Genomic DNA, 21813 nt, shown 5'->3' with positions numbered 1-21813 from the left:
TTATCGCCGAGTGAGCCTGCCTTTGCCATAGAGCGTGTCCATCGAAATGTCCCGGACGCGGAGCTTGCCGCCGCCGGTGGGCTCGTAGCGCAGCACGAAGGAGAAACGGCTTTTCTCGGCCATGTCGTTGGCCGAAAAACCGGCGAGACGCCGGTATTCGCCGGCGCAGGATACGCCGCCATCACCATTCTTCTTCGGTTCGCCGAGCGCCACCTGGCTGCGGCGGCGGCCATCGAACAGGGTGAGTTTCAGCCGGCAGGCGCTTTGCGCCGGTACGTCGCGCAAAGCTGCGTAGAGCGCGGTCAGCGGATCGACCGTGCCGCCTTGGGTCGCGGGGTCGAGATCGCCATCGCGTGGCGGCTTCGGCGGGTTGTAGACCTTCACCTGCGGCACGCCCGAGCGGTACTCCATGACCGATTGCGACTTGCGCTTTCCGGTATCGGCGTCCTCCTCGTAGCGCGCGGGCGTGAATCGGCCACCGGTGTAGCGGCCCTGCGATCGGGCGTCGTACCGGACCTTCCGGACGAGCGCGAGGAGGCCGCCCGATTGCAGGACGCCGGCCACCGCATAGCGACCGCCCTCGATCGCGCCCGAGACCGAGAGCGTTCCGGCATGGATACCCCTCAGTGACAGGTCGAAGACCGCCCTGTCATTCTGCTCTGCGGTGGAGGGGGCGGCCATGAGGAAAGCCCACAAAGCCGCCCACCCAAACACTCGGGAATTTTTCATTAACACAGTGTCGTACTTTCGTGTCCGGGGACTGGACATCGACGCGGCGGAGAAGGCAAGAAAATCCCGGTGAGGTCAACTCACAAGCCCGTTGGATCAGCGAAAGGCCGCCGGTTGCGTAATATCGAGATGCAGGAGTTGGCGCGGCGGGTGTCCGAGGGCGACCGCCGGGCGCTGGCGCAGGCGATCACGCTAGTCGAAAGCCGCCGGGCGGATCACCGGGCCGAGGCGGCAACGCTTCTCGAGACGCTGGAGGGCGGGCGGCAGGCGCTACGGATCGGCCTGTCGGGCACGCCGGGCGTTGGCAAATCGAGCTTCATCGAGGCGTTCGGGAAGTTGTTGACGGGCCAAGGGCTGAAGGTGGCGGTGCTGGCAGTCGATCCGTCCTCGGCGCGGTCGGGTGGCTCGATCCTCGGCGACAAGACCCGCATGGAGCGGCTGGCGCGCGACCCGAACGCCTTCATTCGCCCGTCGCCGAGCCAAACCCATCTCGGCGGCGTTGCGCGGCGCACGCGCGAGGCGGTGGCGCTCTGCGAGGCGGCGGGGTTCGACGTCGTCCTGATCGAGACGGTGGGTGTGGGCCAGTCCGAGACCGTCGTGGCGGAGATGACGGACCTCTTCATTCTCCTCCTCGCGCCGGCCGGCGGGGACGAGTTGCAGGGCGTCAAGCGCGGTATCATGGAGATGGCCGATCTCATCCTCGTCAACAAGGCTGACGGTGCGCTAAAGGATACGGCGATGCGAACCTGCGCCGATTACGCGGGCGCGCTGCGGCTCTTGCGGAAGCGGCCGCAGGACCCGGAGGATTTTCCCAAGGCGATGTGCGTCTCGGCCGAGGAGGAGATGGGGCTGGACGACGCTTGGGCCGAGATGACGCGGCTGGCCGACTGGCGGCGCGAGACCGGGCATTTTGCCGCCCGCCGCGCCCAGCAGGCGCGGCATTGGTTCGAGGAAGAAGTGCGCCAGGGACTTCTGGCGCGGCTGGTATCGGACGCGGGCGCGAAGGCGCGCATGGAGGAGCTGGGCCGCGCGGTGGCCGAGGGCCGCGCCGCGCCGGGCAAGGCGGCGGCCGAGATGCTGGCCGCGCTGGGAGCCGGCAAGGATTAGCGCTTTGAGCGTTCAGGTTCTTCGCGCGGCCGGGAAAGGCATCAAGCCCCTGATCGCGAGAAAGACGATGACAAGCGCGAGCATCGCTATCGGCATGATTCCGCTTTGACCGGCGACATACTCTGCGGCCCGCTGCGACTCCTGCGCCGTCATCGCGTCGAAACGTTCCCACCAGGTGTTCACGCCCCGATGCATGAGCGCGACCGGCCAGATGCTGAGCGACACGATGCGCAGCCAGCCATAGACCGGCCCCGTCAGCGTGAAGGTGATGAGGAAGAGCGGCACGACGACAAGCAGCGATCCAGCTGCATGATAGTACGGCGTGAGGATCAGAAGCGGCAGGTGCCAGAACCCGTGCATAAAGCCGGTCAGCCAAAGCGACCGCCACGGTCCCAGCGGATTGAGCCGAGGCTGCAGATATCCGCGCCATCCGACCTCCTCGCCCAGGGCGCCGAGCGCCGTGCCGAGCAGGAGCGACACCGCGAGTTGCACGACGAACTGTCCCGGCGGCCGCGCGCCTGTAAGATCGGCGGGTGCCATCGTGAAGGCCCAGACGACCGCATAGCCCGGCAAGAGCACCACAGGCGGCAGCAGGATCGCCAGCGGCCAGAAGCGCAGACCGGCTCGCGTCAGTCCCATCTCGGTCCAGGCGGCCCGGGTCCAGCCGTCGCGCAGGATCACGAGCCGCAGGAGCAGCACCGCCGTGAGCGGCGTGAACATGGTAACGAACGGCGTGGCCTCACCGAGCCACGGCGCCGCGAGTGCCACCGCGAATGCTAGCGCAAAGGCGATCAAGTAGAAAGCGGCGCCGTGGATCAGACCGTGCCGCTCCGTTGTCGCGGGCAGCGCGGTCACGGTATGCCGGCCATGATAGCTGGTTTCCGTATGCTGGCCGGCACCGGCCGGGCCAACGATGGCCAGAGCCGTGTGCCAATAGACTGCAAGCAGGAAAAGGCATCAGCCGTGACTGATGAAACGAGCGCGCGGAGAACCGTTTTGCGCATGGCTGTCGCTTCCGGAACGGGCGGGTCGGGGCGTGATCGCGACGTCTGGGCACTCGCACCGGGTCAGTGCGCCCGTTCCTCACCTTTGCACGCAAAGCCTACATCCTTCGGGCGCAATCTGCCACTCGCCTTGTGTTCTGGCGCTCTGAACGCCGATACGGCGGCGAGACGGCGCTACATGCGCGAATACATGCCCTCGTAGATCGGGCTCAGCGTCTCGGCGTCGAAGAGCGACGAAACCGAGGTGCCCGACCAGATGTTCATGATCGCCTGGGCGAACATCGGCGCGGTCGGGACGATCCGTATGTTCTTGGCCTTCTTCACCTGCTCGGTCGGCTCGATGGAATCGGTGATGACGAGGCTCTTCATCACCGATTTTGTTACCCGCTCCACCGCGGGGCCAGAGAGGACGCCGTGGGTGATGTAGGAATGGACCTCATTCGCGCCGGCCTCGACCAGCACTTCGGCCGCCTTGCAGAGCGTGCCGGCGGTGTCGCAGATGTCGTCGACGATGATGCAGGTCTGGCCCGCGACATCCCCGATCACCGTCATCTCGGCCACTTCGCCCGCCTTCACCCGCCGCTTGTCGACGATGGCGAGCCCGCAGCCGATCCGCTGTGCGAGTTCCCGCGCGCGGGCCACGCCGCCCACGTCGGGCGACACGACGGTGACCTGGTCGAGCTTGCTCTTGAAGTGATGCTCAATATCGAGCGCGAAGATCGGCGAGGCGTAGAGGTTGTCGACCGGGATGTCGAAGAAGCCCTGGATCTGGGCGGCGTGCAGATCCATTGTGAGAACCCGGCCCACACCAGCCTCGGTCAAAAGATTCGCGACGAGCTTGGCCGAGATCGGCGTCCGTGCCTTTGCGCGGCGGTCCTGGCGGGCATAGCCGAAATAGGGGATCACGGCGGTGATCCGGTCGGCCGAAGACCGGCGCAGCGCGTCGGTCATGATCAGAAGCTCCATCAGATTGTCGTTCGCCGGGCACGACGTCGACTGCACGATGTACATGTCCTCGCCGCGCACGTTCTCGAACACCTCGACGAAGATTTCCTGATCGTTGAACCGTTCCACCCGGGCGTCCACGAGCCCCACGTTCATCCCCCGGTGCATCGACATGCGGCGCGCTATGGCATTGGCGAGCGGGCGGTTGGAATTTCCGGAGATGAGCTTCGGCTCGGTCATGGAGGGCATGGCGGGTCCTGGTCTGCGGGGCCCCTTGGACAAGGCCGGATGACGGATTCGTGACATTGCCACCCGATTAGCACCGGGCTAGCCTCCCCGCAAACCCGAAGGAGCGGCACGGATGCCACATATCGACTACTTCTTCTCGACGCTTTCGCCCTTCACCTATCTCGCAGGCAAGCGGCTCGAGGAAATCGCGGCCAGGCACGGTGCGACGATCACCTACAAGCCGCTCGATGTTTCGGCGCTTTTTGCACGCACCGGAGGGACGCCGCCGAAGGATCGACACGACAGCCGCAAGGCATATCGGCTGCAGGAGATCAGGCGCGGCGGTGTCAAGGCGGGCCTCAAGGTCAATGTCCAGCCGATGTTCTGGCCGACCAATCCCGCTCCCTCCTCTTACGCCATCATCGCCGCGCAGTCGGCCAAGGCGGACGGCGCGGACGGCGATCTGGGCGGGCTTGTCCACGGGTTCCTCAGCGCCTGCTGGGCCGAGGAGAAAGACATCGCGCAGGATGAGGTCGTACGGGGCCTCTTGACCGCGCATGGCTTCGAGGAAGATCTTGCAAACAAGGGCATGCTGGCGGGAGCCGAAGCCTATGCGAACAACCTTGAAGAGGCGGTGAATCGCGGGGTCTTCGGCTCTCCTTTCTACATCACGGACGGGGATGAGCGGTTCTGGGGCCACGACCGGCTCGACGATCTCGACAGGCGTCTGGCCGGCAAGCTCTGATGCCGCTGGAAGACAGGGTCGGGCATTCGACCTATTGGGAGACGTTCGGTCACGGCGCACGCCCGGCGCTGGCGATCCATTGTTCGCTGGCGCATTCTGGCGCCTGGTCCGGCGTGGCGGGCAGGCTTGCCGACCGGATTACGCTCACGGCCTTCGATCTGCCGGGGCATGGCCGATCCGGGGACTGGTCGGGCGAGGGCGACGGCCTGACGCGCGCAACGGAGATCGCGGCCAGTTTCGTTCAGGGGCGTGTCGATCTCATCGGCCATTCCTTCGGCGCCGTCGTCGCGCTGCGGCTCGCGATAGCCGCGCGCGAGGCGATTCGCACGCTGACGCTGATCGAACCGGTCCTTTTCGCGGCAGCAATGGGCGACCCCGAATGGGATAATCACCTGAAAGAGACCGCGGAGTTCGGCCGCGCCATGGCTGAAGCCGACCGGAACGCGGCAGCGGCGGCGTTCACGGATCTGTGGGGAACGGGCGTCGACTGGCAAAAGTTGAACGAGGAGAGCCGCAGAGAGGTCACGGCCCGAATTCATCTGATCACGGCCACGCATCCCGCGCTGTTTGAAGACAGTGGGGGCATCCTCGCGCCGGGTGCGCTCGAACGCCTCGACATGCCGGTCCTGTTGATCCGGGGTGACCGCTCGCCGTCGATCGTGGAGCGGATCGCCGAGAACATCGCCGCGCGTCTGCCGGATGTCGGTATCGCGACCGTTCCGGGCGCGGGTCACATGGTGCCGGTCACGCATCCGCACGAGACGGCTGGGCTGATTGGCGTCAATCTCGATCGCGGATAAAGGCGAGGAAGGCGTCGACGTCGCCCTCTGTCGTCGACCAGGAGCAGACGAAGCGCGCGCCAACCGGATCGTCCTCGGGTCCGTCGAGCATCGCTGCGTGCGGCCAGAGATGGTAACGTGCACCCGCCTCGTGCAACGTCCGGTGAAGACGGCGCGGCAAAGCCGCGAAGATCATGTTCGCGTCGCGTGGGTGCAGGAAGGCGGCGGACCGGAAAGCGGCGATCCCATCCGCCAGCCGTTCGGCCCGGGCATTGGCGATCGCGGCGAGCTTCAGCCACAGCCCGTCGGTCAGGTAGGCCTCCATCTGCGCAGAAAGATAGCGGTGCTTGGAGAAGAGATGCCCGCCGCGCTTGCGGCGCAGCTCGAACTCCCATGCCTTGGAGGGATCGAAGAGGACGACCGCCTCGACCCCCATGCAGCCGTTCTTGGTGCCGCCGAGCGAGAGAATGTCGATTCCGGCGCGCCAACTCATGTCCGCCGGGCTGGCATCCGCCGCAACGAGTGCATTGGCAAAGCGCGCGCCGTCAAGATGGACGGGCAGGCCATAGGACTTGGCCACGGCGCACAAAGCCGTCATCTCGTCCACCGAATACACGGTCCCTGCCTCGGTGACGTTTGTCAGCGTGACGGCGCCGCGCTGGGTTGCGTGGACAAAGCCCTGCGGCGTCGCCTCGATCGCCCGCCGCAGCGTCTCGGGCGTCATCTTTCCGTCTTCGCCACGCACCTTTACCAGTTTGCCGCCGCCGATGTAGAACTCCGGCGCGCCGCATTCGTCGACTTCGACATGCGCCGCCTCGTGGCAATAGACCGCGCCCCAGGGCGGGCAATAGGTCGCGAGCGACAGCGCATTGGCCGTCGTCCCGTTGTTCACCAGATAGACTTCGGCTTCCGGTGCCTCGAAGATCTCGCGGCTGAGCCTGCGGACCCGGTCCATCGCGCCGTCCGCGCCGTAAGAGGGCGCGTAGCCTTCGTTGATCGCGCTCAGCGCCGCCATGATCTCCGGCGCGGCGCCGGAGCTGTTGTCGGAGGCGAATTGCATTAGAGGTCCTCGATAATGTGGTCTTCCCACTCTTCTTCGGGCACCTCGAATTCGGGCAGGGTCCAGCCTCGGACGGACTGGCCCGCCTTGTGCACGCTTTCGGAATCGCCGGAGATGAGCGGGTGCCAATCGGGCAGCGGCTTGCCTTCGTAAAGCAGCCGGTAGGCGCAGGTCGACGGCATCCAGTAGGCGACGTCGCCGATCGTTTTGGGCGTCAGGACGACACATTCGGGTACGAAGGTCTTTCGGTTCTCGTACTGGCCGCAGCGGCAGGTGTCATCGTCGAGAAGCCGGCACGAGATGCGCGTGAAGAACAACTCGCCTGTCTCGGCGTCCTCGAGCTTGTTGAGGCAGCACTTGCCGCAGCCGTCACACAGCGCTTCCCACTCCCTCGGGGTCATCGAGGAGAGCGGGCGCTTCCAGAAGGCGGGTCTGAGGCCGTCGCGGGGGATGTCGTGCTTCATGGCACGCGACTCTGGCCGAGCCCAAACCGAAAGGGAAGGGGTATCAGGCGTCGGCGAGGATTTCCCGCGCGCGGTCGCAGTCGTCCTGCATCTGCGCGATGAGCGCGGGCAAACCGTCGAACGACATCTCGGGCCGCAGGTAATCGACCAGCGCGACCGAGAGGTGTTCGCCGTACAGATCGCCGGAGAAATCGAAGAGGTAGCTCTCAAGGTTGGGCCTGTTGTCGCCGAACATGGGCCGGACGCCGAGATTGGCCGCGCCGTCGTAACTGCCGGCATGGCGACCAGTCAGGACGTCGGCCTTGACCGCGTAGACGCCGAGCCTGGGCAGGTGCAGCCCGCCGATATCCATGTTCGCGGTCGGAAATCCCAGCCCCTTGCCGCGCTTGTCGCCGTGCAGCACTTCGCCTTCGATCCGGTGCCAGTGGCCGAGCATGTGGGCTGCGCCGCGCGGGCGACCCTCGTCGAGCGCCCTACGGATCGCGGTCGAGGAAATCTCGTCCCCGTCAAGGCTGATCAATTCGGCGATGCTGACGCCGAAGCCGTGTCGCTTGCCCGCCACGCGCAGCGTGTCGACATCGCCACCGCGTCCCTTGCCAAAACAGAAATCGCTGCCGACCGTGACGTTCGAGATGCCGAGACCGGCCACGAGCACGTCGGCCACGAACGCCTCCGCCTCCATCCCGGCGAGGGCCGCGTCGAAGGTCAGCTCGTAAAGCTGTTCGACGCCGATCTTTTCGAGCCGGTGGGTGCGTGCCTCGGCATTCATCAGCCGGAAGGCAGGCGCGTGAGGCGCGAAGAATTCACGCGGATGCGGCTCGAACGTGACGATGCCCAGCGGCGCATCGGTGCGGCGCGCAAGGTCGATCACCGCCTGGTGGCCCAGATGCACGCCGTCGAAATTGCCCATTGCGACCGAGGCACCCCGGTCGGCCTCCGGCAATCCGGCCCAGTGGTAATGCGTGCGCATCGGCCCCCGTCTGGCGGGAGCGCCCGCCGGTGATCAGTCGAACTTGCGGCTTGGCGCCAGAACCAGTGCCTCGCCTCTCAGCACGACCGTATCGCCCACCGCGCAATGGGTTTCAAGGGTGACGCGCCGCCGGGCATGGTCGATGGACGTGACCTTTACCTCGGCATAGACGACGTCGCCGGGCCGCACGGGGGCCATGAACTTCAGCGACTGGCCGAGATAGACGGTGCCGTGACCAGGAAGCTGTTCGCCGATCACCGCCGATATCAGGCCCGCCGTCAGCATGCCGTGCGCGATGCGGCCCTCGAAGATCGTGTCGCGCGCGTAGTCGTCGTCGAGATGGACAGGGTTATGGTCGGTAGAAACCTCGGCAAAAAGCTCGATGTCGCGGTTGGTGATTTCCTTCTGGAGGTAACGGGTCATGCCGATCTCCAGGTCTTCGATGCAGATCGTTCCGCGCGGCATGTTGTCGAGCATCATTCCGAATCCCAAGCGTCATGTTGCAGTGCAGCATAGCGGGGATGCGCGAGAACTGCAATGCGATTGAGTAATTAATGAACGAATACAGACTAACTTGTGCAACATTGTTGCTGACAGGTAATATTGCGTCGCGAAGGGCAACATGAGTCATGTCGGCTCACGAGACGCCGCGCTTACCGAAGTCGGCCAATGGCGTAGGTTGCCGAGAGCTGGTGCTTGGCGAGCCAGGTCTCGAGACGCGCGGGATCGGGCGCTTCGACGTCAGGGCCGAATGCGTCGGCCGCTAGACCACCGGTCACGAAGAGCGTGTCGAATCCTTCGCCGACTCCGCCCTGGATGTCGGTGTGAATGCCGTCGCCAAGCGCGAGGACGCGCCCGTTGTCGACCGCGCCGCCGTGATCGGCCAGCCGCCGCCGCGCGAGATCGTAGATCGGCGGATGCGGCTTGCCGAAATAAAGCGCCTCGCCACCCATCTCCTCGTAAAGCGCCGCTAGCGCCCCGGCGCAGAAGATGCGCGTTTCGCCGAGATCGACGACGAGATCGGGATTGGTGCAGAGCATCTTCAGCCCCTTCGCCTTGGCGTAGAGAAAGGTCGAGCGGTAGTCCTCGGGCGTCTCGGTGAGCTCGTTGAAGGGGCCGGTGCAGACGATGCCCTCGGCCTCGTCGAGCGGGACGCGCGTGATCTTCGGCGGGTCGGCCACGTCGTCGGGCAGGTCGGTGAAAAAGCCGTCATCCTTCGCGGGCCCGAGATGGTAGACCCGGTAGCCTACCGCGCCGGACAGAAGCGCCATCTGCGCGGCGTCGCCCGATGATACAATGAAATCCCAGGCATCGCGCGGTACGCCCAGCTTGTCGAGCTGCGCCTGGATGTAGCAGTTGGGCCGCGGCGCGTTGGTCATGAGCACGACCCGACCGCCCCTGACGCGGTAAGCCTGAAGCGCCGAGACTGCGGCGGGATAGGCCGCGCGACCGTTGTGCAGACAGCCCCAGAGGTCGCAGAACAGCGCGTCGTATCCTGCGGAGACTTCGGCGAGGGAAGAGATGAGACGGGTCATGGAACTGCCTGGCTATCGGTTTTTCGGACTTGGTGTATGGCGGGTTTCTGTGGCGTTGTCACATCTGCCCGCGGAGGAGAGGGCGGAGAACGAGTGAAAGACGGCCATGCATCTTCTTGAACGCGCCGTGATGGCGTTGCGTTGGGCGCGACACCAATTGCGCGGTGCCGAATTCGGGAGCAGTGTAGCCGTATATCCCGATGGTTCATGTCGGCGAGGAGGCGTTCTTTCGTGCTGTCCAAGCCGATGCGCAGGAGCGTGATGCGGATCTGATCCAGGCGGCGCGCGTAAGATCAGAGCCTCAACGACGGGATAATCTGTTTCTTGCGGCTCATGATGCCAGGCAGGACGACTGTGTCGCCCGATACATTCGCGCCGAAGCTCGCCTCGGCAATCTGCTTGACGGTGTCGTTCGGCACGAGAAGCGTCGCCTCCTCCTTGAGGATGTCGACGATGAAGAGCAGCACTTCGTCGGCGCCGTCAGCCTTCGCGACATCCGCCATCGAAGCCATCAGGCCGTCCTTGCGGTCCAGAAGCACCTTCGGAGCCGTCGTCTCGAGCACCGAGATTCTGAGCTCCTTACCGGCGATGTTGTATTCTTTCGAGTCCATGCGCAGGAGATCGGCATCCGAAAAGGCCGAGACGTCGGATTTCGCCGCGAAGAGTTCCTCGGCGTAGTCAGGAATCGAGATGCCGAGTTCACCCGCCAGCCTTTCGGCGACATCGCGGTCATGCGCAGTCGTCGTGGGCGAGCGGAACTCCAGCGTGTCCGAGAGGATGCAGGATAGCATCGCGCACTTGATGTTCTCGGGCATCTTCGCCGCATCGTCGCCCATCAGGTCGTACATGATCGTCGCGGTGCAGGCGAGTGGGCGGACCGTGATGTCGATCGGCCCGTTGGTCTTCAGCCCGCCGGCGAGAAGATGGTGGTCGATGATCTGGATCACGTTCGCCTCGTTGATCGAGGCGGGAAGCTCACCGGGATTGTTGGTGTCGACGATGACGCAATCGTCGCCCGCCGCCACGTCAGAAACGATCTCGGGCTTCGGCAGGCCCCAGCGCTTGAGGACGAATGCGGCCTCGGTGTTCGGCTCGCCAAGCAGAACCGGCTTCGCCGGCGTGCCTTTTACTTCCGACAGATACCAGGCCCAGATGATGGGCGAGCCGGTGGAATCAGTGTCGGGGGACTTGTGGCCGAAGACTTTGATCATGGTGTGACGCTCGCAAAGGAATCTCAAATCGTCGGTCTTATAGGGTGATCGAAACCGAGTGTCACGCCGTGTGGCCCGGGGCGCCAGACCGGTGCGGCGCGAAGGACGCTGTTGACCGCCGTGGGCGGGTGGTAGCATCTATCACAGCGGGCTGGTTTCCAGTGTGGCGGAAGGGAAGAATGCGGAAATTCACAATGTTGCGCAGGGATCTGCTGCGGGTCCTGTCGGCGACGGGTCTGGCGAACCTCCTGCCGGGCGCGCTGCGCGCCGCGAACCGGCGGAAACCGAATTTTGTGGTCTTCCTGACCGATGATCAGAAGTGGAACGTGGTCGGCTACGAAGGCCATCCTCTCGCCCACACTCCCCATATCGATGCCCTTGCCGAAAGCGGCGTCGCGTTCCGCAACAGCTTCGTCACGACACCGATCTGCGCCTCGAGCCGGGCAACGCTCTTTTCATCGACCTACTATGCCTTCCACCGGTTCAACTTCGGCACCGACGGACTTGACGCCGGTCTGATCCCGAACATGTTCCCCAGGCTGCTCGCGCGGGCGGGGTACCGGACCGGGCTCGTGGGGAAACTCGGCATCTGGTTCAACAGCGGCGTTCTCGCCGCGCTCGGCCGAAGCCTCGGGGTGACGTCGGAGGATGCCGGGCTGTTCGACGTCTACGCCCCAGTGGAACGGGAGCCCTACATATCCGAGGACGACAACGGCGTCAGGCGGCATTCGCTGGACAAGATATACCGTCGCGCGGTGAGGTTTCTGACCGATCAGGACCCGGAACAACCGTTTTGCCTGGTCGTGGCGTTCAATGTTCCGCATATCACGCCGGAAATGGATGGCCAGGGCCGGTATCAGCCCGCCGCGACGGAGGAGAAGCTGTTTCCCGACGCCGAAGTGCCTGTTTCGGAGTTGGGCGATCCCGAGATCTACGAGAACCTTCCGGACATTCTGAAACAGGGGATCATGGCCGGGGACCAGGCGGAAAAGTGGTCAGGCAACGATCCCACGAACGAATATGTAAATTACTTCCGGCTGGTCGCGGGCGCCGATCGGGTCATCGGCGGCGTGCTCGACACGCTCCGTGCGACTGGGCTTGACGAAGACACTGTTGTCATCTTCACGTCTGACAATGGGCTGTCGCTGGGGGATCGGGGTCTATCGGGCAAGTGGGCGCATTTCGACGAATCATTGCGCGTGCCGCTCGTCATCCGCGATCCGCGCAACCCCGCGGGATCGGGAACGCGCCCGTCCGAGTTCGCGCTCAATGTCGACATTGCCCCGACCATCCTGGAATTGGCCGGGCTGGCCGTGCCCGAATCTTATCAGGGCGCGAGCCTTGCGCCCTTCCTTGATGCCGCCCCGCCGAGCGATTGGCGGCGGGAGTTCTACTGCGAGCACGAAGGCGGTTTCTGGCGGATCCCCGACTGGATCGGCATTCGTGGGCACGAGTACAAGTTCGCTGAGTATTCTGGGAGCGAGCAGCCGGTGTTCTTCCTGACCGATCTGAAAGAAGATCCCGGCGAGATACGCAATCTCGCCGACGATCCCGCCTACGGCGAGCTTCTGGTCAGCCTGCGCGAACGTGCGCACGAGTATCAGCGCGAGTACGCGCAGTGGCCTGGTAACTGACGCATCGGCCCGCGTTCAGAATGGCAGCCGCGTTAGCGTGAAGCCTTCACGTTCGAGAAGCGCGAGAACGCCGTCTTCGCCGGACAGGTGCAGCGCGCCGAAGGCCGCGAAGACCGGGCCCTCGGCAAGCGCCTTCTCGATTGCTGGAATCCAGGACCGGTTGCGCCGCACCATGAGCAGGTCTTCCATAAGGGCGAGTTCGGCGTCGACCTCATCGGCCGTCTTGCCAGGCAGTTCGTAGGCGGTGAAGCGGCCGAGCTCCCAAGTCGCGCGGACGTCTTCGCCAAAGTAGGCGTCCGTCAGCGTCGCGCTGTAGTCCTCCGCCTGATCGCCGATCGCCAGCGTCATGCGGATCATTTCGAGCTGGGCGTCGGCCGGCAGCTCATCGAACAGCGAAAAGACCGTATCGTAGGGTTCGAGGGCGCGTACTGGGATGCCGTTCTCCTCGGCTCGCTCCATCACGCGCTGATCGAGGCCGCGCGCGCCGCCCTCCAGTTCGCCGACCGCGCATAGCGGAATGCCGAGCATCATGGCGACGTACCAGGGCTGCATCTTGGCCGCGAGAAAGGCGGGTACACCGCGCGCCTGCATCGCACCCGACAGCGCCTGCCAGTCCTCCTCCTCCAGCCGCTCGGGGAGCGTCGGGCCGGTCAAGACGAACAGCCGGTCGGGCTTGGCGAGCATCTCCGACTGGAGCTTCGCCTCTTCCTCGCGGCCCGCTTCGACGAGAACAACAGCGGCGGCGTCGATCGCTGGGCCGAGCCGCTCGACGATCGAGTCGTGGCGCGGATCGTCGAAATGGTAGGTGCCCACGATGTGGACGATGTCGTCGCCCCGCTCGGCGCGCCAGGCATTGCCGCGCGCGTAGGGCAGTGCATCGACCCGCGCGGTGATCTCGGCGCGTGTTTCGGGGGCGAGCGTCTCCATCAGGTTAGTGCCACCGCAGGGTGCGGCCGGAGCCGCGGCGGGCAGGAGAACCAGCAGGAAGGCTAGGGTCAGGCGGAGCATCAGGGGCCTTTCGTCACAACTCATGGGCACGGTTCGCGAGGCGACGCCATCCTGCCACGAGGAGCATGGCAAGACCAAGTACGAGGCAGGGCATTTTTTTGGACGCGACGGGTGTTGACAGAGTGCACGGGCCCGCCTACTTAGGCGGCGTTAGCACTCGCTTCGGGTGAGTGCTAATCACATTTCTTAACTGGAAACCCATGGGAGAGTGTCCAGATGCAATTCAAACCGCTTCATGACCGCGTCCTGGTCAAGCGCGTCGAAAGCGACGAGAAAACCAAGGGCGGGCTTATCATCCCCGACAGCGCCAAAGAAAAGCCGGCTGAGGGCGAAGTCGTAGCCTGCGGCGAAGGTGCCCGCAAGGATTCGGGCGAACTGATCGCGATGGCGGTCAAACCGGGCGACCGGATCCTGTTCGGCAAGTGGTCGGGCACGGAAGTGACGATCGATGGTCAGGAACTCCTGATCATGAAGGAAAGCGACATCCTTGGCATCATCAAGGCGTCGGGTTCCAAGGCGAAAGCCGCCTGAGATCCCACCCGCGAATTCAACACATTTCTGAGGAGCAGAAGACATGGCTGCTAAGGACGTCAAATTCGATACCGATGCCCGCGACCGCATGCTCAAGGGCGTCAACATCCTCGCCGACGCGGTGAAGGTGACGCTGGGCCCCAAGGGCCGCAACGTCGTGCTCGACAAGAGCTTCGGCGCGCCGCGCATCACCAAGGACGGCGTGACCGTCGCGAAGGAGATCGAGCTTTCCGACAAGTTCGAGAACATGGGCGCCCAGATGGTGAAGGAAGTCGCTTCCCGCACCAACGACGAGGCGGGCGACGGCACCACCACCGCGACCGTTCTGGCCCAGGCCATCGTGCGCGAAGGCCTGAAGCAGGTCGCTGCTGGCCTGAACCCGATGGACCTAAAGCGCGGCATCGACCTTGCGACCTCGAAGGTCGTTGAGGCGATCAAGAAAGCCTCGCGTCCGGTTTCCGACAGCGCCGAAGTTGCACAGGTCGGCACCATTTCGGCCAACGGCGAAGCGGAAATCGGCCGCCAGATCGCTGACGCGATGCAGAAGGTCGGCAATGAAGGCGTGATCACTGTCGAAGAAAACAAGGGCCTCGAGACAGACACCGAAGTCGTCGAAGGCATGCAGTTCGACCGCGGCTACCTCTCGCCCTATTTCGTCACCAACCCCGACAAGATGGTGGCCGAACTCGAAGACTGCATGATTCTTCTTCACGAGAAGAAGCTGTCCTCGCTCCAGCCGATGGTGCCGCTTCTGGAGTCGGTCATCCAGTCGCAGAAGCCGCTTCTGATCATTGCTGAGGACGTTGAAGGCGAAGCGCTCGCTACCCTCGTCGTCAACAAACTGCGCGGCGGCTTGAAGATCGCGGCCGTCAAGGCGCCGGGCTTCGGCGACCGTCGCAAGGCCATGCTGCAGGACATCGCGATCCTCACGGGCGGCCAGGTGATCTCGGAAGACCTTGGCATGAAGCTCGAAAATGTCGGCCTCGACATGCTCGGCAGCGCCAAGAAGGTCGTCATCAAGAAGGATGACACCACGGTCATCGACGGCGCTGGCGAGAAGGCCGAGATCGAAGCCCGCGTGGCTCAGATCCGCACCCAGATCGAGGAAACCACCTCCGACTACGACAAGGAAAAGCTGCAGGAGCGTGTTGCGAAGCTCGCCGGTGGCGTTGCCGTGATCCGTGTTGGCGGCATGACCGAAGTCGAAGTGAAGGAGCGCAAGGACCGTGTCGACGACGCGCTGAACGCGACCCGCGCGGCGGTTCAGGAAGGCATTGTCGTCGGCGGCGGCGTCTCGCTGATCCAGGCTGCGAAGACGCTCGACAAGGTGAAGGGTGCCAACTCCGACCAGAACGCCGGTATCGCGATCGTGCGCCGCGCGCTCGAGGCACCGCTGCGCCAGATCGCGGAAAACGCGGGCGTGGACGGGTCGGTCGTGGCCGGCAAGGTCCGCGAATCCGACGACGCGAAGTTCGGCTTCAACGCCCAAACCGAGGAATATGGTGACATGTTCAAGTTCGGCGTCATCGACCCCGCGAAGGTCGTGCGCACCGCGCTTGAGGATGCGTCCTCGGTTGCTGGCCTGCTGATCACGACCGAAGCCATGGTCGCCGATAAGCCGGAGCCCAAAGGCGCCTCGGCCGGTGGCGGCATGCCCGATATGGGCGGCATGGGCGGCATGATGTAATCACGCCGCAATAGGTGGAACGCGGAAAGGCCCCCGATCGGGGGCCTTTTTGTTGTTCCGCGATACGCCCTCTAATGAGGCCCTTGCGGGCCGAGAGAAGTCTCGCGACCCGCATCGTGCAGGTCGCTCGGGCGGTCTTCGGCGCGGATGAACGCGCTGGCGGTCGACCTGAGTTGCGGTGTACCCAATTGGCATGCGTCTCTTTGTATTGACCGCGATCACGATGACGGCCTTCGCCGCGAATTCGGTCCTGAATCGGATGGCGGTCGGGCCGGGCCTTATCGGAGCGGTGGATTTCGCACTTGTCCGCCTGTTGAGCGGAGCGGTGATGCTTGCCGTTCTCATCTCCGTCAGGCGCGCGGTGGGGCAGGGTTCGCTTTGGCCCGGGCGCTCGGGGCGGGCGGCGGGGGCTTTGTCGCTGATCCTCTACCTCTTTGGCTTTTCGCTGGCCTATGACGCTCTCGATGCCGGCACCGGCGCGCTAATCCTATTCGGCATGGTCCAAATGACGATGTTCACCGGCGCGCTGATCCTCGGCGAGGGAGTACCGTCGCGCCGCTGGATCGGGGCGGCGGTCGCCTTCGTCGGGCTCGTGTATCTGCTGGCTCCCGGATCGGCGGCGAGTGAAAGCTTCGTGCACGCGCTTCTGATGGCGGCGGCGGGGGTCGGGTGGGGTCTCTATTCGCTTTCAGCGCGCGGCGCCTCCGATCCGCTTGGTGCGACGGGCTGGAACTTCATCCTTGCGCTGCCCTTCGCCGTCGCGATCGGTTTAGCGCTGCCAGCAGAGGCGGGGGCGGGACCCGCAACGGCAGGCGGCATCGTGCTGGCAATCGTGTCGGGCGCGATCACTTCGGCGCTGGGCTATGCGCTCTGGTACCGGATCCTGCCGCTCCTCGGTGCCGCGCGCGGCGGCGTGGCTCAGCTGACCGTGCCGATCATCGCGCTCGCGGGCGGGATGGTGTTTCTGGGAGAGCTGCTGACCTTGCGCTTCGCGATCGCTGCGGCGCTGGTTCTTGGCGGGGTCGCCTACGCGGTGCGCCCGTCATCGCGTGGATAGTCGATCGCGAGGATCTCCAGCTCCATTCGCCCCGACGGCCGCGCCCATTCGACGCGGTCGCCGATGCGGGCGCCCAACAGTGCGCGGGCGAGCGGCGAATAGGGCGCGATGCGGCCAAGGGCGGCATCCGCTTCGTCCTCGCCGGTGATCTCGTAGGTGGTCTCGCTGCCCGCCACGTCGGCAACGGTCACACGGGCGCCGAAAGCGACCTCGCCTGCAGGCTGGTTCGCTGGATCGATGAGGATGGCCGATCTGAGCCGCGCCTCAAGATACCGGATGTCGCGTTCCGCCGCCCGTTCGGGCAACAGGTCGAGCCGGTCGGCACGGACCTTCAGTCGCGCGAGATCGGTCTGCACCGCAGCGAGTCGGTCGCGAAGCGCCCGGAGCCCGCGCGGGGTTACGTAATTCGGATGGGGCGAGATCGGCAGGTCGGGCAGCGGTTCATTGTCGGGCCCGTCCTCTTTGACGAAGGCGCGGCTCATGGGACGAGGACTTCCAGCGGATCGTAGTGCGGGACGCCGCCGTTGCCGAAGGCCACACGGGTCAGACTGTCGGGCTTGAGCCGGATCGATCCAAGCTCAGCGGGCGCGAAGAAGTGTCGGCTGTGCACGACATTGTCAGGATCGGTCCAGGCGGGATCGATCCGCCCCGCGGTTATGGCGCAGCGGAAGAATAGGTCGACCTGATGAAACCCCGATTCGGGATCGTGGAATTCGTTCACTAGCGCGAGAGGACCCACTTCGATTGTCAATCCACATTCTTCGCGCACCTCGCGCCTGAGGTTATCTGGCAGCGACTGACCTGGTTCGACCCCGCCGCCGGGCGCGCACCACAGATCCGAGCGGTCACCGGGATAGGCGTTGACGAGTAGAAGCCGCCCGTCACGGACGATAATCGCGCGCACGGCGAGGCGAGGAGAGCGGATCTTCATGGATCCAAAGGTGGCGAAGTGCCGCGCCGTCTGCAAGGGGCTCGCAACCGGCGCGGTGATCGCCTATCTCGGGGCTATGTGGCCGAGGTTTGTGTTCGTTCTGGGACTGGTCCTCGCGGCGGGGGCCGCGCGGGCGGACTGCGTTGTACTGCTGCACGGGCTGGCGCGAAGCGCGGCCTCGCTCACGGCGCTCGAACGGGCGCTCGGGGCCGAAGGGTACCGCGTGGTCAACGATGGCTACCCTTCGACGCGGGAACGGATCGAAACGCTCGTAAATGACCATGTCGGGCCGGCGGTCGCGAAATGCGGCGGCGATCCGACGCATTTCGTGACCCATTCCATGGGCGGCATCCTAGCGCGCGCCTGGTTGGCCGACAACAAGCCGGCGCGGATGGGGCGCGTCGTTATGATGGCGCCACCAAATCACGGTTCGGAGCTCGTCGACGCCTTCGGCGATCTGGGCCCGTTCCGCTGGCTGAATGGACCTGCCGGGCTTGAGCTTGGCACAGGCCCAGCGAGCCTTCCGAACGCGCTGCCGGCGGTGCAGTTCGACCTCGGCATCATTGCCGGGGACCGGTCGCTCAACCCGATCTATTCCGCGGTTATAACGGGGGCCGATGACGGCAAGGTCAGCGTCGACAGCACAATGATCGGTGGGATGGAGGATCACATTGTGCTGCCGGTCACGCATACGTTCATGATGAACAATCCGCTCGTGATCGCCGAGGTGATCGAGTTTCTGAAGAACGGGCGTTTCGACCGGAACCTGACCTATCTGGAGGCCGCCGAGCGCCTGATCGAGTGACCCGATTCGGGTGTGAAAAAGCGGACGTTGCACGCGTGAAATAGAAATCAAGTAATTGATTTATAAAATTTAACTCCTTTGCGTTAACCTTTCATCCACGGCTTCCGCCACATTGCGGTCGCCGCGATTCGGGCAAGAAAGCCGGTCATTTGAAAGCCTGAGGAGATTGCCATGTGAGTCTCGGGCCGGGCCTGCCAACCAAGCTCTGCCCGTCTTGTGACCAAAATGGTCGGATCGGAGCCCGTTCCGGACATTGCGTGCGTGGACGCGGAAAAGGTCGGACTTTCGCGATTGGCAAGATCCACGAAGATCTGACTTCCATTACCGGCAAGCGACGTTAAACGATTGTAAGGCCAAACGAACGCAAAATCGGTCGTCCGCACGGAGACCGGCATGGCCGAACCATATATTTCCGAGATCAAACCCCGAGGGCTGGCCAGCGAACGTTTCCTCGAAGTGCGCGTCGACGAAGGCACGTATGTCGGTGACGTCAGGCTTGTCTTCTACGACTACAATGGAACCGCTCGAAGCACGATTGGGCTTGGTGAGATAAACTCGACCGAGAACGGCAGCGACATCTACCTCATCAGCGGTCCCGACTCTCCGTTGAACATTCAAGGCGTCCGAGGGTACGCGCTCGTTCAAGGGACGACGGTCCTGCAGTTCACTTCGTTTGAGCGAGAGATCGCTGCAACAGACGGATTGGCGGTCAGTGAAACCTCGGTAAGCTATCCCGCGCCTCCGCAAACCTCCTCGATCCAGTCCGACGATGGTGGTGCAACCTATTACACTCAATCAAACCCCAACCCGGGTCAGGTGCCGCCGGTTTGTTTCGCGGCCGGAACCATGATCCGCACGCCAAATGGTGAGCGAGCGGTAGAGACGCTTCGCGTGGGTGACCTCGTTTCAACTTTGGATCACGGCGCCCAAGAGATACGGTTCATTCATACGAACACCCAACCACTTGAGTTTGCAGCCGCCTCAAACAGGCCTGTCTTGATCCAAGCCGGCGCCTTGGGGCCATGCCTGCCGGCGAATGATCTGATCGTCTCGCCGCAGCATCGAATGCTGGTAGGTGGACGCGGACAACTGCAGAACCAGTTCAAGGCCGAGGCGCTCGCGCCGGCGAAGTCGCTCACATCGTTGCATGGAATCAGGCACATGAGAGGAAAGCGTGAAATGACATGGGTTCATTTCGCGTGCGATGCGCATGAAGTGATTTTTGCCGATGGTTGCCTGTCGGAATCGCTGTTGCTTGGGCCGATGGTGTTGAAGGGGCTGGCGGCCACAGTGCGCAGTGCCCTGATCGATACGTTTGGTGCCGCATCGGCGCCGGACGCGGCGCTGAACGGACCGCCGGCGCGACGGTGTCTTTCGGTGGGGGCGGTTCGGCGGCTTCTCGCGAAGGGCGCCGCGAACAAGGCCGTTCGCCTTGGAAGCGAAATCCGCAAGTGGGATGCCGACCTCGAAAGGGAGATGCACGAAGCCGGGCTCGTGAGCGAATTCAGGTTGATGCATCAATCGTGCAAAGGAATGCGATTGGCGGTGTAGCATCCGTGTTGGGTTCACCGCCGGGAGTTGACTGGCAGCGATTGATTGCAGGCGCCTCGGTTCAAGGGCGGGGGGCTGCGAGTCTCATACACCTGTTCCGTGGTGTGGCCCGGAACGTCCCGCATCAGGGCCACTGCAAAGAAGCGCCGATGACACCGTCGGACGCGGCGCGGCGGCACCTTACGCGCGCCCGGTGATCCGGTTCACATGGCCCATCTTTCGGCCGGGCCGGGCTTCGGCCTTGCCATATAGATGTATCGCAGCGTTCGCCTCTTGCGCGATGTAGGGAATGCGGCCGATATCGTCGCCGATCAGATTCTCCATCAGCACGTCGGAGTGCCGCGACCCGTCGCCGAGCGGCCAACCCGCTATGGCGCGGATATGCTGTTCGAACTGGTCCACGGCGCAGCCGTTCTGCGTCCAGTGACCGGAATTGTGAACCCTGGGCGCGATCTCGTTTACGATCAGGCCCTTCGCCGTCACGAAAAGCTCGACCCCCATCACGCCGACATATTGCAGCGCGTTGAGGATCTTGCCGGCCAGGAGGATGGCGTCCGTGCGCTGCGCCTCGGTCAGTCGGGCAGGCACGATCGTGGTGCGCAGGATGCCACCTTCGTGCACGTTCTCGCCGGGGTCGAAGGCCGCGACCTCGCCCGAGAGACCGCGAGCGGCGATGACCGAAACTTCGTGGGAGAACTCGACGAAGCCTTCAAGGATCGCGGGGTTGTCGCCCATTGCGGCGAGGGCGATGTCTGCGTCGCCGGGAGCATTCAGCCGCGCCTGTCCCTTGCCGTCATAGCCGAGCCGCCGTGTCTTCAGGATCGCGGGCGTGCCGATTTCCGCGATCGCCTCAGCCAGATCCACCGCATCGTCGACGGCGGCATACGGGGCGGTGGCAAGGCCGCTATCGCGGAGGAAGGATTTCTCGATGAGGCGGTCCTGACTCACCGACAGGGCGCGGCGATTCGGGTGGATCGGCAGGTACGCCTCGAGCAGATCCAAGGCCGAGGTCGGAATGTTCTCAAATTCGTAGGTGACGATGTCGACCGACCTCGCAAACGCTTCGAGCGCGGCAGAATCTTCGTAGGGAGCGATCGTGACGGCGTGCGCCACGTCGGCCGCGGGCGGATTGGCGCCGGGTTCGAGGATATGCGTCCGGTAGCCGAGACGCGCCGCGGCGACCGAGAGCATGCGGCCGAGCTGACCGCCACCGAGGATGCCGATCACGGAGCCGGGGGCGAGCACGTCAGTCATCCGCGGGTTCGTTCGGGATAGAGGCGGACAGCGCGTCGCGCCAAGCGTCGAGGCGCGTGGCGAGCCCGGAATCCGATAGCGCAAGGATGCCGGCGGCCATGAGCCCGGCATTGGCTGCGCCAGCGGCACCAATGGCCATCGTGGCGACCGGGTAGCCCTTCGGCATCTGGACGATGGAATAGAGGCTGTCGACGCCCGAGAGCGCCTTCGTCTGGATCGGCACGCCGATGACCGGCACGCGGGTTTTCGAGGCCATCATTCCGGGCAGATGCGCAGCCCCGCCGGCGCCGGCAATTATCACTTGCAGACCGCGTTCCACTGCCGACTTGCCATAGGCCCAGAGCCGGTCGGGTGTGCGGTGGGCGGAAACGATTTTCGACTCGAACTCAATGCCCAGTTCGTCGAGAACCGTCGCCGCTTCCTTCATCGTGGGCCAGTCGGATTGTGACCCCATGACAATGCCGACCCTAACGCTCATGCCGCTGTCCCTGCGCCCGAATTGGAGCGCGCACTATAGCGGCGGTGCGGTGCGGGGCAAGGCCATCGGCGGGGGGAGTCGGGCGGAAGGTCCCGAGCGA

General features: G+C 64.4%; 23 protein-coding genes. 9 read left to right on the top strand and 14 right to left on the bottom strand.

The features are described 5' to 3' along the window. Nucleotides 1-681 carry a DUF3108 domain-containing protein gene (locus tag DEA8626_RS18690; protein ID WP_245890923.1) on the bottom strand — a complete coding sequence of 227 codons (681 nt, stop codon included), beginning with the start codon at nt 679-681 and terminating at the stop codon, nt 1-3. A gap of 177 nt (nt 682-858) precedes the next feature. Between DEA8626_RS18690 and meaB the strand changes: the two genes are divergently transcribed. Then, nucleotides 859-1836, top strand: a complete 978-nt coding sequence (gene meaB / locus DEA8626_RS18685) for a methylmalonyl Co-A mutase-associated GTPase MeaB (protein ID WP_438502451.1) — start codon at nt 859-861, stop codon at nt 1834-1836. Nucleotides 1837-1848: 12 nt separating this feature from the next. On the opposite strand, the gene DEA8626_RS18680 is transcribed toward meaB, so the two are convergent. Beyond that, a complete protein-coding gene (locus tag DEA8626_RS18680) occupies nt 1849-2691 on the bottom strand; it encodes a CPBP family intramembrane glutamic endopeptidase (protein ID WP_108854760.1) in 843 nt (280 codons plus the stop codon). Nucleotides 2692-3014: 323 nt separating this feature from the next. Continuing rightward, nucleotides 3015-4034 carry a ribose-phosphate pyrophosphokinase gene (locus DEA8626_RS18675; RefSeq protein WP_108854759.1) on the bottom strand — a complete coding sequence of 340 codons (1020 nt, stop codon included), beginning with the start codon at nt 4032-4034 and terminating at the stop codon, nt 3015-3017. Nucleotides 4035-4146: 112 nt separating this feature from the next. Between DEA8626_RS18675 and DEA8626_RS18670 the strand changes: the two genes are divergently transcribed. Together DEA8626_RS18670 and DEA8626_RS18665 are read left to right on the top strand one after the other, a co-directional pair. Then, nucleotides 4147-4758, top strand: coding sequence for a 2-hydroxychromene-2-carboxylate isomerase (locus tag DEA8626_RS18670; RefSeq protein ID WP_108854758.1), 612 nt, complete (start codon nt 4147-4149; stop codon nt 4756-4758). Then, nucleotides 4758-5558 carry an alpha/beta fold hydrolase gene (locus tag DEA8626_RS18665; protein ID WP_108854757.1) on the top strand — a complete coding sequence of 267 codons (801 nt, stop codon included), beginning with the start codon at nt 4758-4760 and terminating at the stop codon, nt 5556-5558. The genes DEA8626_RS18670 and DEA8626_RS18665 overlap by 1 nt, the downstream gene beginning before the upstream one ends. On the opposite strand, the gene DEA8626_RS18660 is transcribed toward DEA8626_RS18665, so the two are convergent. From DEA8626_RS18660 to DEA8626_RS18635, 6 genes are all read right to left on the bottom strand, one after another. Further along, entirely contained in the window at nt 5539-6597 is a 1059-nt protein-coding gene (locus tag DEA8626_RS18660) for a threonine aldolase family protein (RefSeq protein WP_108854756.1), read from the bottom strand. The genes DEA8626_RS18665 and DEA8626_RS18660 overlap by 20 nt on opposite strands. Further along, nucleotides 6597-7061: a YcgN family cysteine cluster protein gene (locus DEA8626_RS18655; protein ID WP_108854755.1), complete on the bottom strand. Its 465-nt coding sequence runs from the start codon at nt 7059-7061 to the stop codon at nt 6597-6599. The genes DEA8626_RS18660 and DEA8626_RS18655 overlap by 1 nt, the downstream gene beginning before the upstream one ends. Before the next feature lie 43 nt (nt 7062-7104). Further along, nucleotides 7105-8031: a bifunctional riboflavin kinase/FAD synthetase gene (locus tag DEA8626_RS18650; protein ID WP_108854754.1), complete on the bottom strand. Its 927-nt coding sequence runs from the start codon at nt 8029-8031 to the stop codon at nt 7105-7107. Between the two features lie 33 nt (nt 8032-8064). Next, nucleotides 8065-8508 carry a MaoC family dehydratase gene (locus DEA8626_RS18645; RefSeq protein ID WP_108854810.1) on the bottom strand — a complete coding sequence of 148 codons (444 nt, stop codon included), beginning with the start codon at nt 8506-8508 and terminating at the stop codon, nt 8065-8067. 176 nt (nt 8509-8684) lie between these two features. Further along, entirely contained in the window at nt 8685-9566 is an 882-nt protein-coding gene (locus tag DEA8626_RS18640) for a TIGR01459 family HAD-type hydrolase (RefSeq protein WP_108854753.1), read from the bottom strand. A 293-nt stretch (nt 9567-9859) separates the two neighbouring features. Next, nucleotides 9860-10777 (bottom strand): manganese-dependent inorganic pyrophosphatase, encoded by a 918-nt coding sequence (locus DEA8626_RS18635; RefSeq protein WP_108854752.1) that lies wholly within the window; start codon nt 10775-10777, stop codon nt 9860-9862. Nucleotides 10778-10956: 179 nt separating this feature from the next. Here DEA8626_RS18635 and DEA8626_RS18630 point away from each other — a divergent pair, with 179 nt between their 5' ends. Then, on the top strand, nt 10957-12411 hold the full coding sequence (locus DEA8626_RS18630; RefSeq protein ID WP_108854751.1) for a sulfatase-like hydrolase/transferase: 1455 nt from the start codon (nt 10957-10959) through the stop codon (nt 12409-12411). Between the two features lie 15 nt (nt 12412-12426). Here the strand turns inward: DEA8626_RS18630 and DEA8626_RS18625 are convergent, their stop codons facing one another. Beyond that, on the bottom strand, nt 12427-13419 hold the full coding sequence (locus DEA8626_RS18625; RefSeq protein ID WP_108854750.1) for a TraB/GumN family protein: 993 nt from the start codon (nt 13417-13419) through the stop codon (nt 12427-12429). A 216-nt stretch (nt 13420-13635) separates the two neighbouring features. Between DEA8626_RS18625 and DEA8626_RS18620 the strand changes: the two genes are divergently transcribed. From DEA8626_RS18620 to DEA8626_RS18610, 3 genes are all read left to right on the top strand, one after another. Further along, nucleotides 13636-13950, top strand: a complete 315-nt coding sequence (locus DEA8626_RS18620) for a co-chaperone GroES (RefSeq protein WP_108854749.1) — start codon at nt 13636-13638, stop codon at nt 13948-13950. Between the two features lie 43 nt (nt 13951-13993). After that, nucleotides 13994-15637, top strand: coding sequence for a chaperonin GroEL (gene groL, locus DEA8626_RS18615; protein WP_108854748.1), 1644 nt, complete (start codon nt 13994-13996; stop codon nt 15635-15637). 193 nt (nt 15638-15830) lie between these two features. Then, nucleotides 15831-16694, top strand: a complete 864-nt coding sequence (locus tag DEA8626_RS18610) for a DMT family transporter (protein ID WP_108854747.1) — start codon at nt 15831-15833, stop codon at nt 16692-16694. Here DEA8626_RS18610 and DEA8626_RS18605 read toward each other — a convergent pair. Continuing rightward, complete coding sequence (locus DEA8626_RS18605) at nt 16664-17176, bottom strand: GreA/GreB family elongation factor (RefSeq protein WP_108854746.1); 513 nt, start codon at nt 17174-17176, stop codon at nt 16664-16666. The genes DEA8626_RS18610 and DEA8626_RS18605 overlap by 31 nt on opposite strands. Then, a complete protein-coding gene (locus tag DEA8626_RS18600) occupies nt 17173-17625 on the bottom strand; it encodes an NUDIX domain-containing protein (RefSeq protein WP_181366521.1) in 453 nt (150 codons plus the stop codon). Before DEA8626_RS18600 ends, DEA8626_RS18605 begins: the two co-directional genes overlap by 4 nt. Before the next feature lie 76 nt (nt 17626-17701). Here DEA8626_RS18600 and DEA8626_RS18595 point away from each other — a divergent pair, with 76 nt between their 5' ends. Together DEA8626_RS18595 and DEA8626_RS18585 are read left to right on the top strand one after the other, a co-directional pair. Beyond that, the gene (locus DEA8626_RS18595; RefSeq protein WP_108854808.1) at nt 17702-18430 is read left to right on the top strand and encodes an alpha/beta fold hydrolase; all 729 of its coding nucleotides are present in this window, start codon (nt 17702-17704) and stop codon (nt 18428-18430) included. A gap of 393 nt (nt 18431-18823) precedes the next feature. After that, a complete protein-coding gene (locus DEA8626_RS18585; RefSeq protein WP_108854744.1) occupies nt 18824-19981 on the top strand; it encodes a Hint domain-containing protein in 1158 nt (385 codons plus the stop codon). A 180-nt stretch (nt 19982-20161) separates the two neighbouring features. Here the strand turns inward: DEA8626_RS18585 and DEA8626_RS18580 are convergent, their stop codons facing one another. Next, nucleotides 20162-21235 carry a 5-(carboxyamino)imidazole ribonucleotide synthase gene (locus tag DEA8626_RS18580; protein ID WP_108854743.1) on the bottom strand — a complete coding sequence of 358 codons (1074 nt, stop codon included), beginning with the start codon at nt 21233-21235 and terminating at the stop codon, nt 20162-20164. Continuing rightward, a complete protein-coding gene (purE, locus tag DEA8626_RS18575; protein WP_108854742.1) occupies nt 21228-21713 on the bottom strand; it encodes a 5-(carboxyamino)imidazole ribonucleotide mutase in 486 nt (161 codons plus the stop codon). The genes DEA8626_RS18580 and purE overlap by 8 nt, the downstream gene beginning before the upstream one ends. Between the last annotated feature and the right edge of the window lie 100 nt (nt 21714-21813).

This window comes from Defluviimonas aquaemixtae, assembly GCF_900302475.1.
GTDB lineage: Bacteria > Pseudomonadota > Alphaproteobacteria > Rhodobacterales > Rhodobacteraceae > Albidovulum > Albidovulum aquaemixtae.
This window is presented reverse-complemented; position numbering and strand designations above follow the sequence as displayed.

Bases quoted from the DNA above. Each gene is read 5' to 3' on its own strand.
- DEA8626_RS18690 (WP_245890923.1), bottom strand. From the start codon at position 681: ATGGCCGCCCCCTCCACCGCAGAGCAGAATGACAGGGCGGTCTTCGAC.
- meaB (WP_438502451.1), top strand. From the start codon at position 859: ATGCAGGAGTTGGCGCGGCGGGTGTCCGAGGGCGACCGCCGGGCGCTG.
- DEA8626_RS18675 (WP_108854759.1), bottom strand. From the start codon at position 4,034: ATGCCCTCCATGACCGAGCCGAAGCTCATCTCCGGAAATTCCAACCGC.
- DEA8626_RS18670 (WP_108854758.1), top strand. From the start codon at position 4,147: ATGCCACATATCGACTACTTCTTCTCGACGCTTTCGCCCTTCACCTAT.
- DEA8626_RS18665 (WP_108854757.1), top strand. From the start codon at position 4,758: ATGCCGCTGGAAGACAGGGTCGGGCATTCGACCTATTGGGAGACGTTC.
- DEA8626_RS18660 (WP_108854756.1), bottom strand. From the start codon at position 6,597: ATGCAATTCGCCTCCGACAACAGCTCCGGCGCCGCGCCGGAGATCATG.
- DEA8626_RS18655 (WP_108854755.1), bottom strand. From the start codon at position 7,061: ATGAAGCACGACATCCCCCGCGACGGCCTCAGACCCGCCTTCTGGAAG.
- DEA8626_RS18650 (WP_108854754.1), bottom strand. From the start codon at position 8,031: ATGCGCACGCATTACCACTGGGCCGGATTGCCGGAGGCCGACCGGGGT.
- DEA8626_RS18645 (WP_108854810.1), bottom strand. From the start codon at position 8,508: ATGCTCGACAACATGCCGCGCGGAACGATCTGCATCGAAGACCTGGAG.
- DEA8626_RS18640 (WP_108854753.1), bottom strand. From the start codon at position 9,566: ATGACCCGTCTCATCTCTTCCCTCGCCGAAGTCTCCGCAGGATACGAC.
- DEA8626_RS18635 (WP_108854752.1), bottom strand. From the start codon at position 10,777: ATGATCAAAGTCTTCGGCCACAAGTCCCCCGACACTGATTCCACCGGC.
- DEA8626_RS18630 (WP_108854751.1), top strand. From the start codon at position 10,957: ATGCGGAAATTCACAATGTTGCGCAGGGATCTGCTGCGGGTCCTGTCG.
- DEA8626_RS18625 (WP_108854750.1), bottom strand. From the start codon at position 13,419: ATGCTCCGCCTGACCCTAGCCTTCCTGCTGGTTCTCCTGCCCGCCGCG.
- DEA8626_RS18620 (WP_108854749.1), top strand. From the start codon at position 13,636: ATGCAATTCAAACCGCTTCATGACCGCGTCCTGGTCAAGCGCGTCGAA.
- groL (WP_108854748.1), top strand. From the start codon at position 13,994: ATGGCTGCTAAGGACGTCAAATTCGATACCGATGCCCGCGACCGCATG.
- DEA8626_RS18610 (WP_108854747.1), top strand. From the start codon at position 15,831: ATGCGTCTCTTTGTATTGACCGCGATCACGATGACGGCCTTCGCCGCG.
- DEA8626_RS18605 (WP_108854746.1), bottom strand. From the start codon at position 17,176: ATGAGCCGCGCCTTCGTCAAAGAGGACGGGCCCGACAATGAACCGCTG.
- DEA8626_RS18600 (WP_181366521.1), bottom strand. From the start codon at position 17,625: ATGAAGATCCGCTCTCCTCGCCTCGCCGTGCGCGCGATTATCGTCCGT.
- DEA8626_RS18595 (WP_108854808.1), top strand. From the start codon at position 17,702: ATGTGGCCGAGGTTTGTGTTCGTTCTGGGACTGGTCCTCGCGGCGGGG.
- DEA8626_RS18585 (WP_108854744.1), top strand. From the start codon at position 18,824: ATGGCCGAACCATATATTTCCGAGATCAAACCCCGAGGGCTGGCCAGC.
- DEA8626_RS18580 (WP_108854743.1), bottom strand. From the start codon at position 21,235: ATGACTGACGTGCTCGCCCCCGGCTCCGTGATCGGCATCCTCGGTGGC.
- purE (WP_108854742.1), bottom strand. From the start codon at position 21,713: ATGAGCGTTAGGGTCGGCATTGTCATGGGGTCACAATCCGACTGGCCC.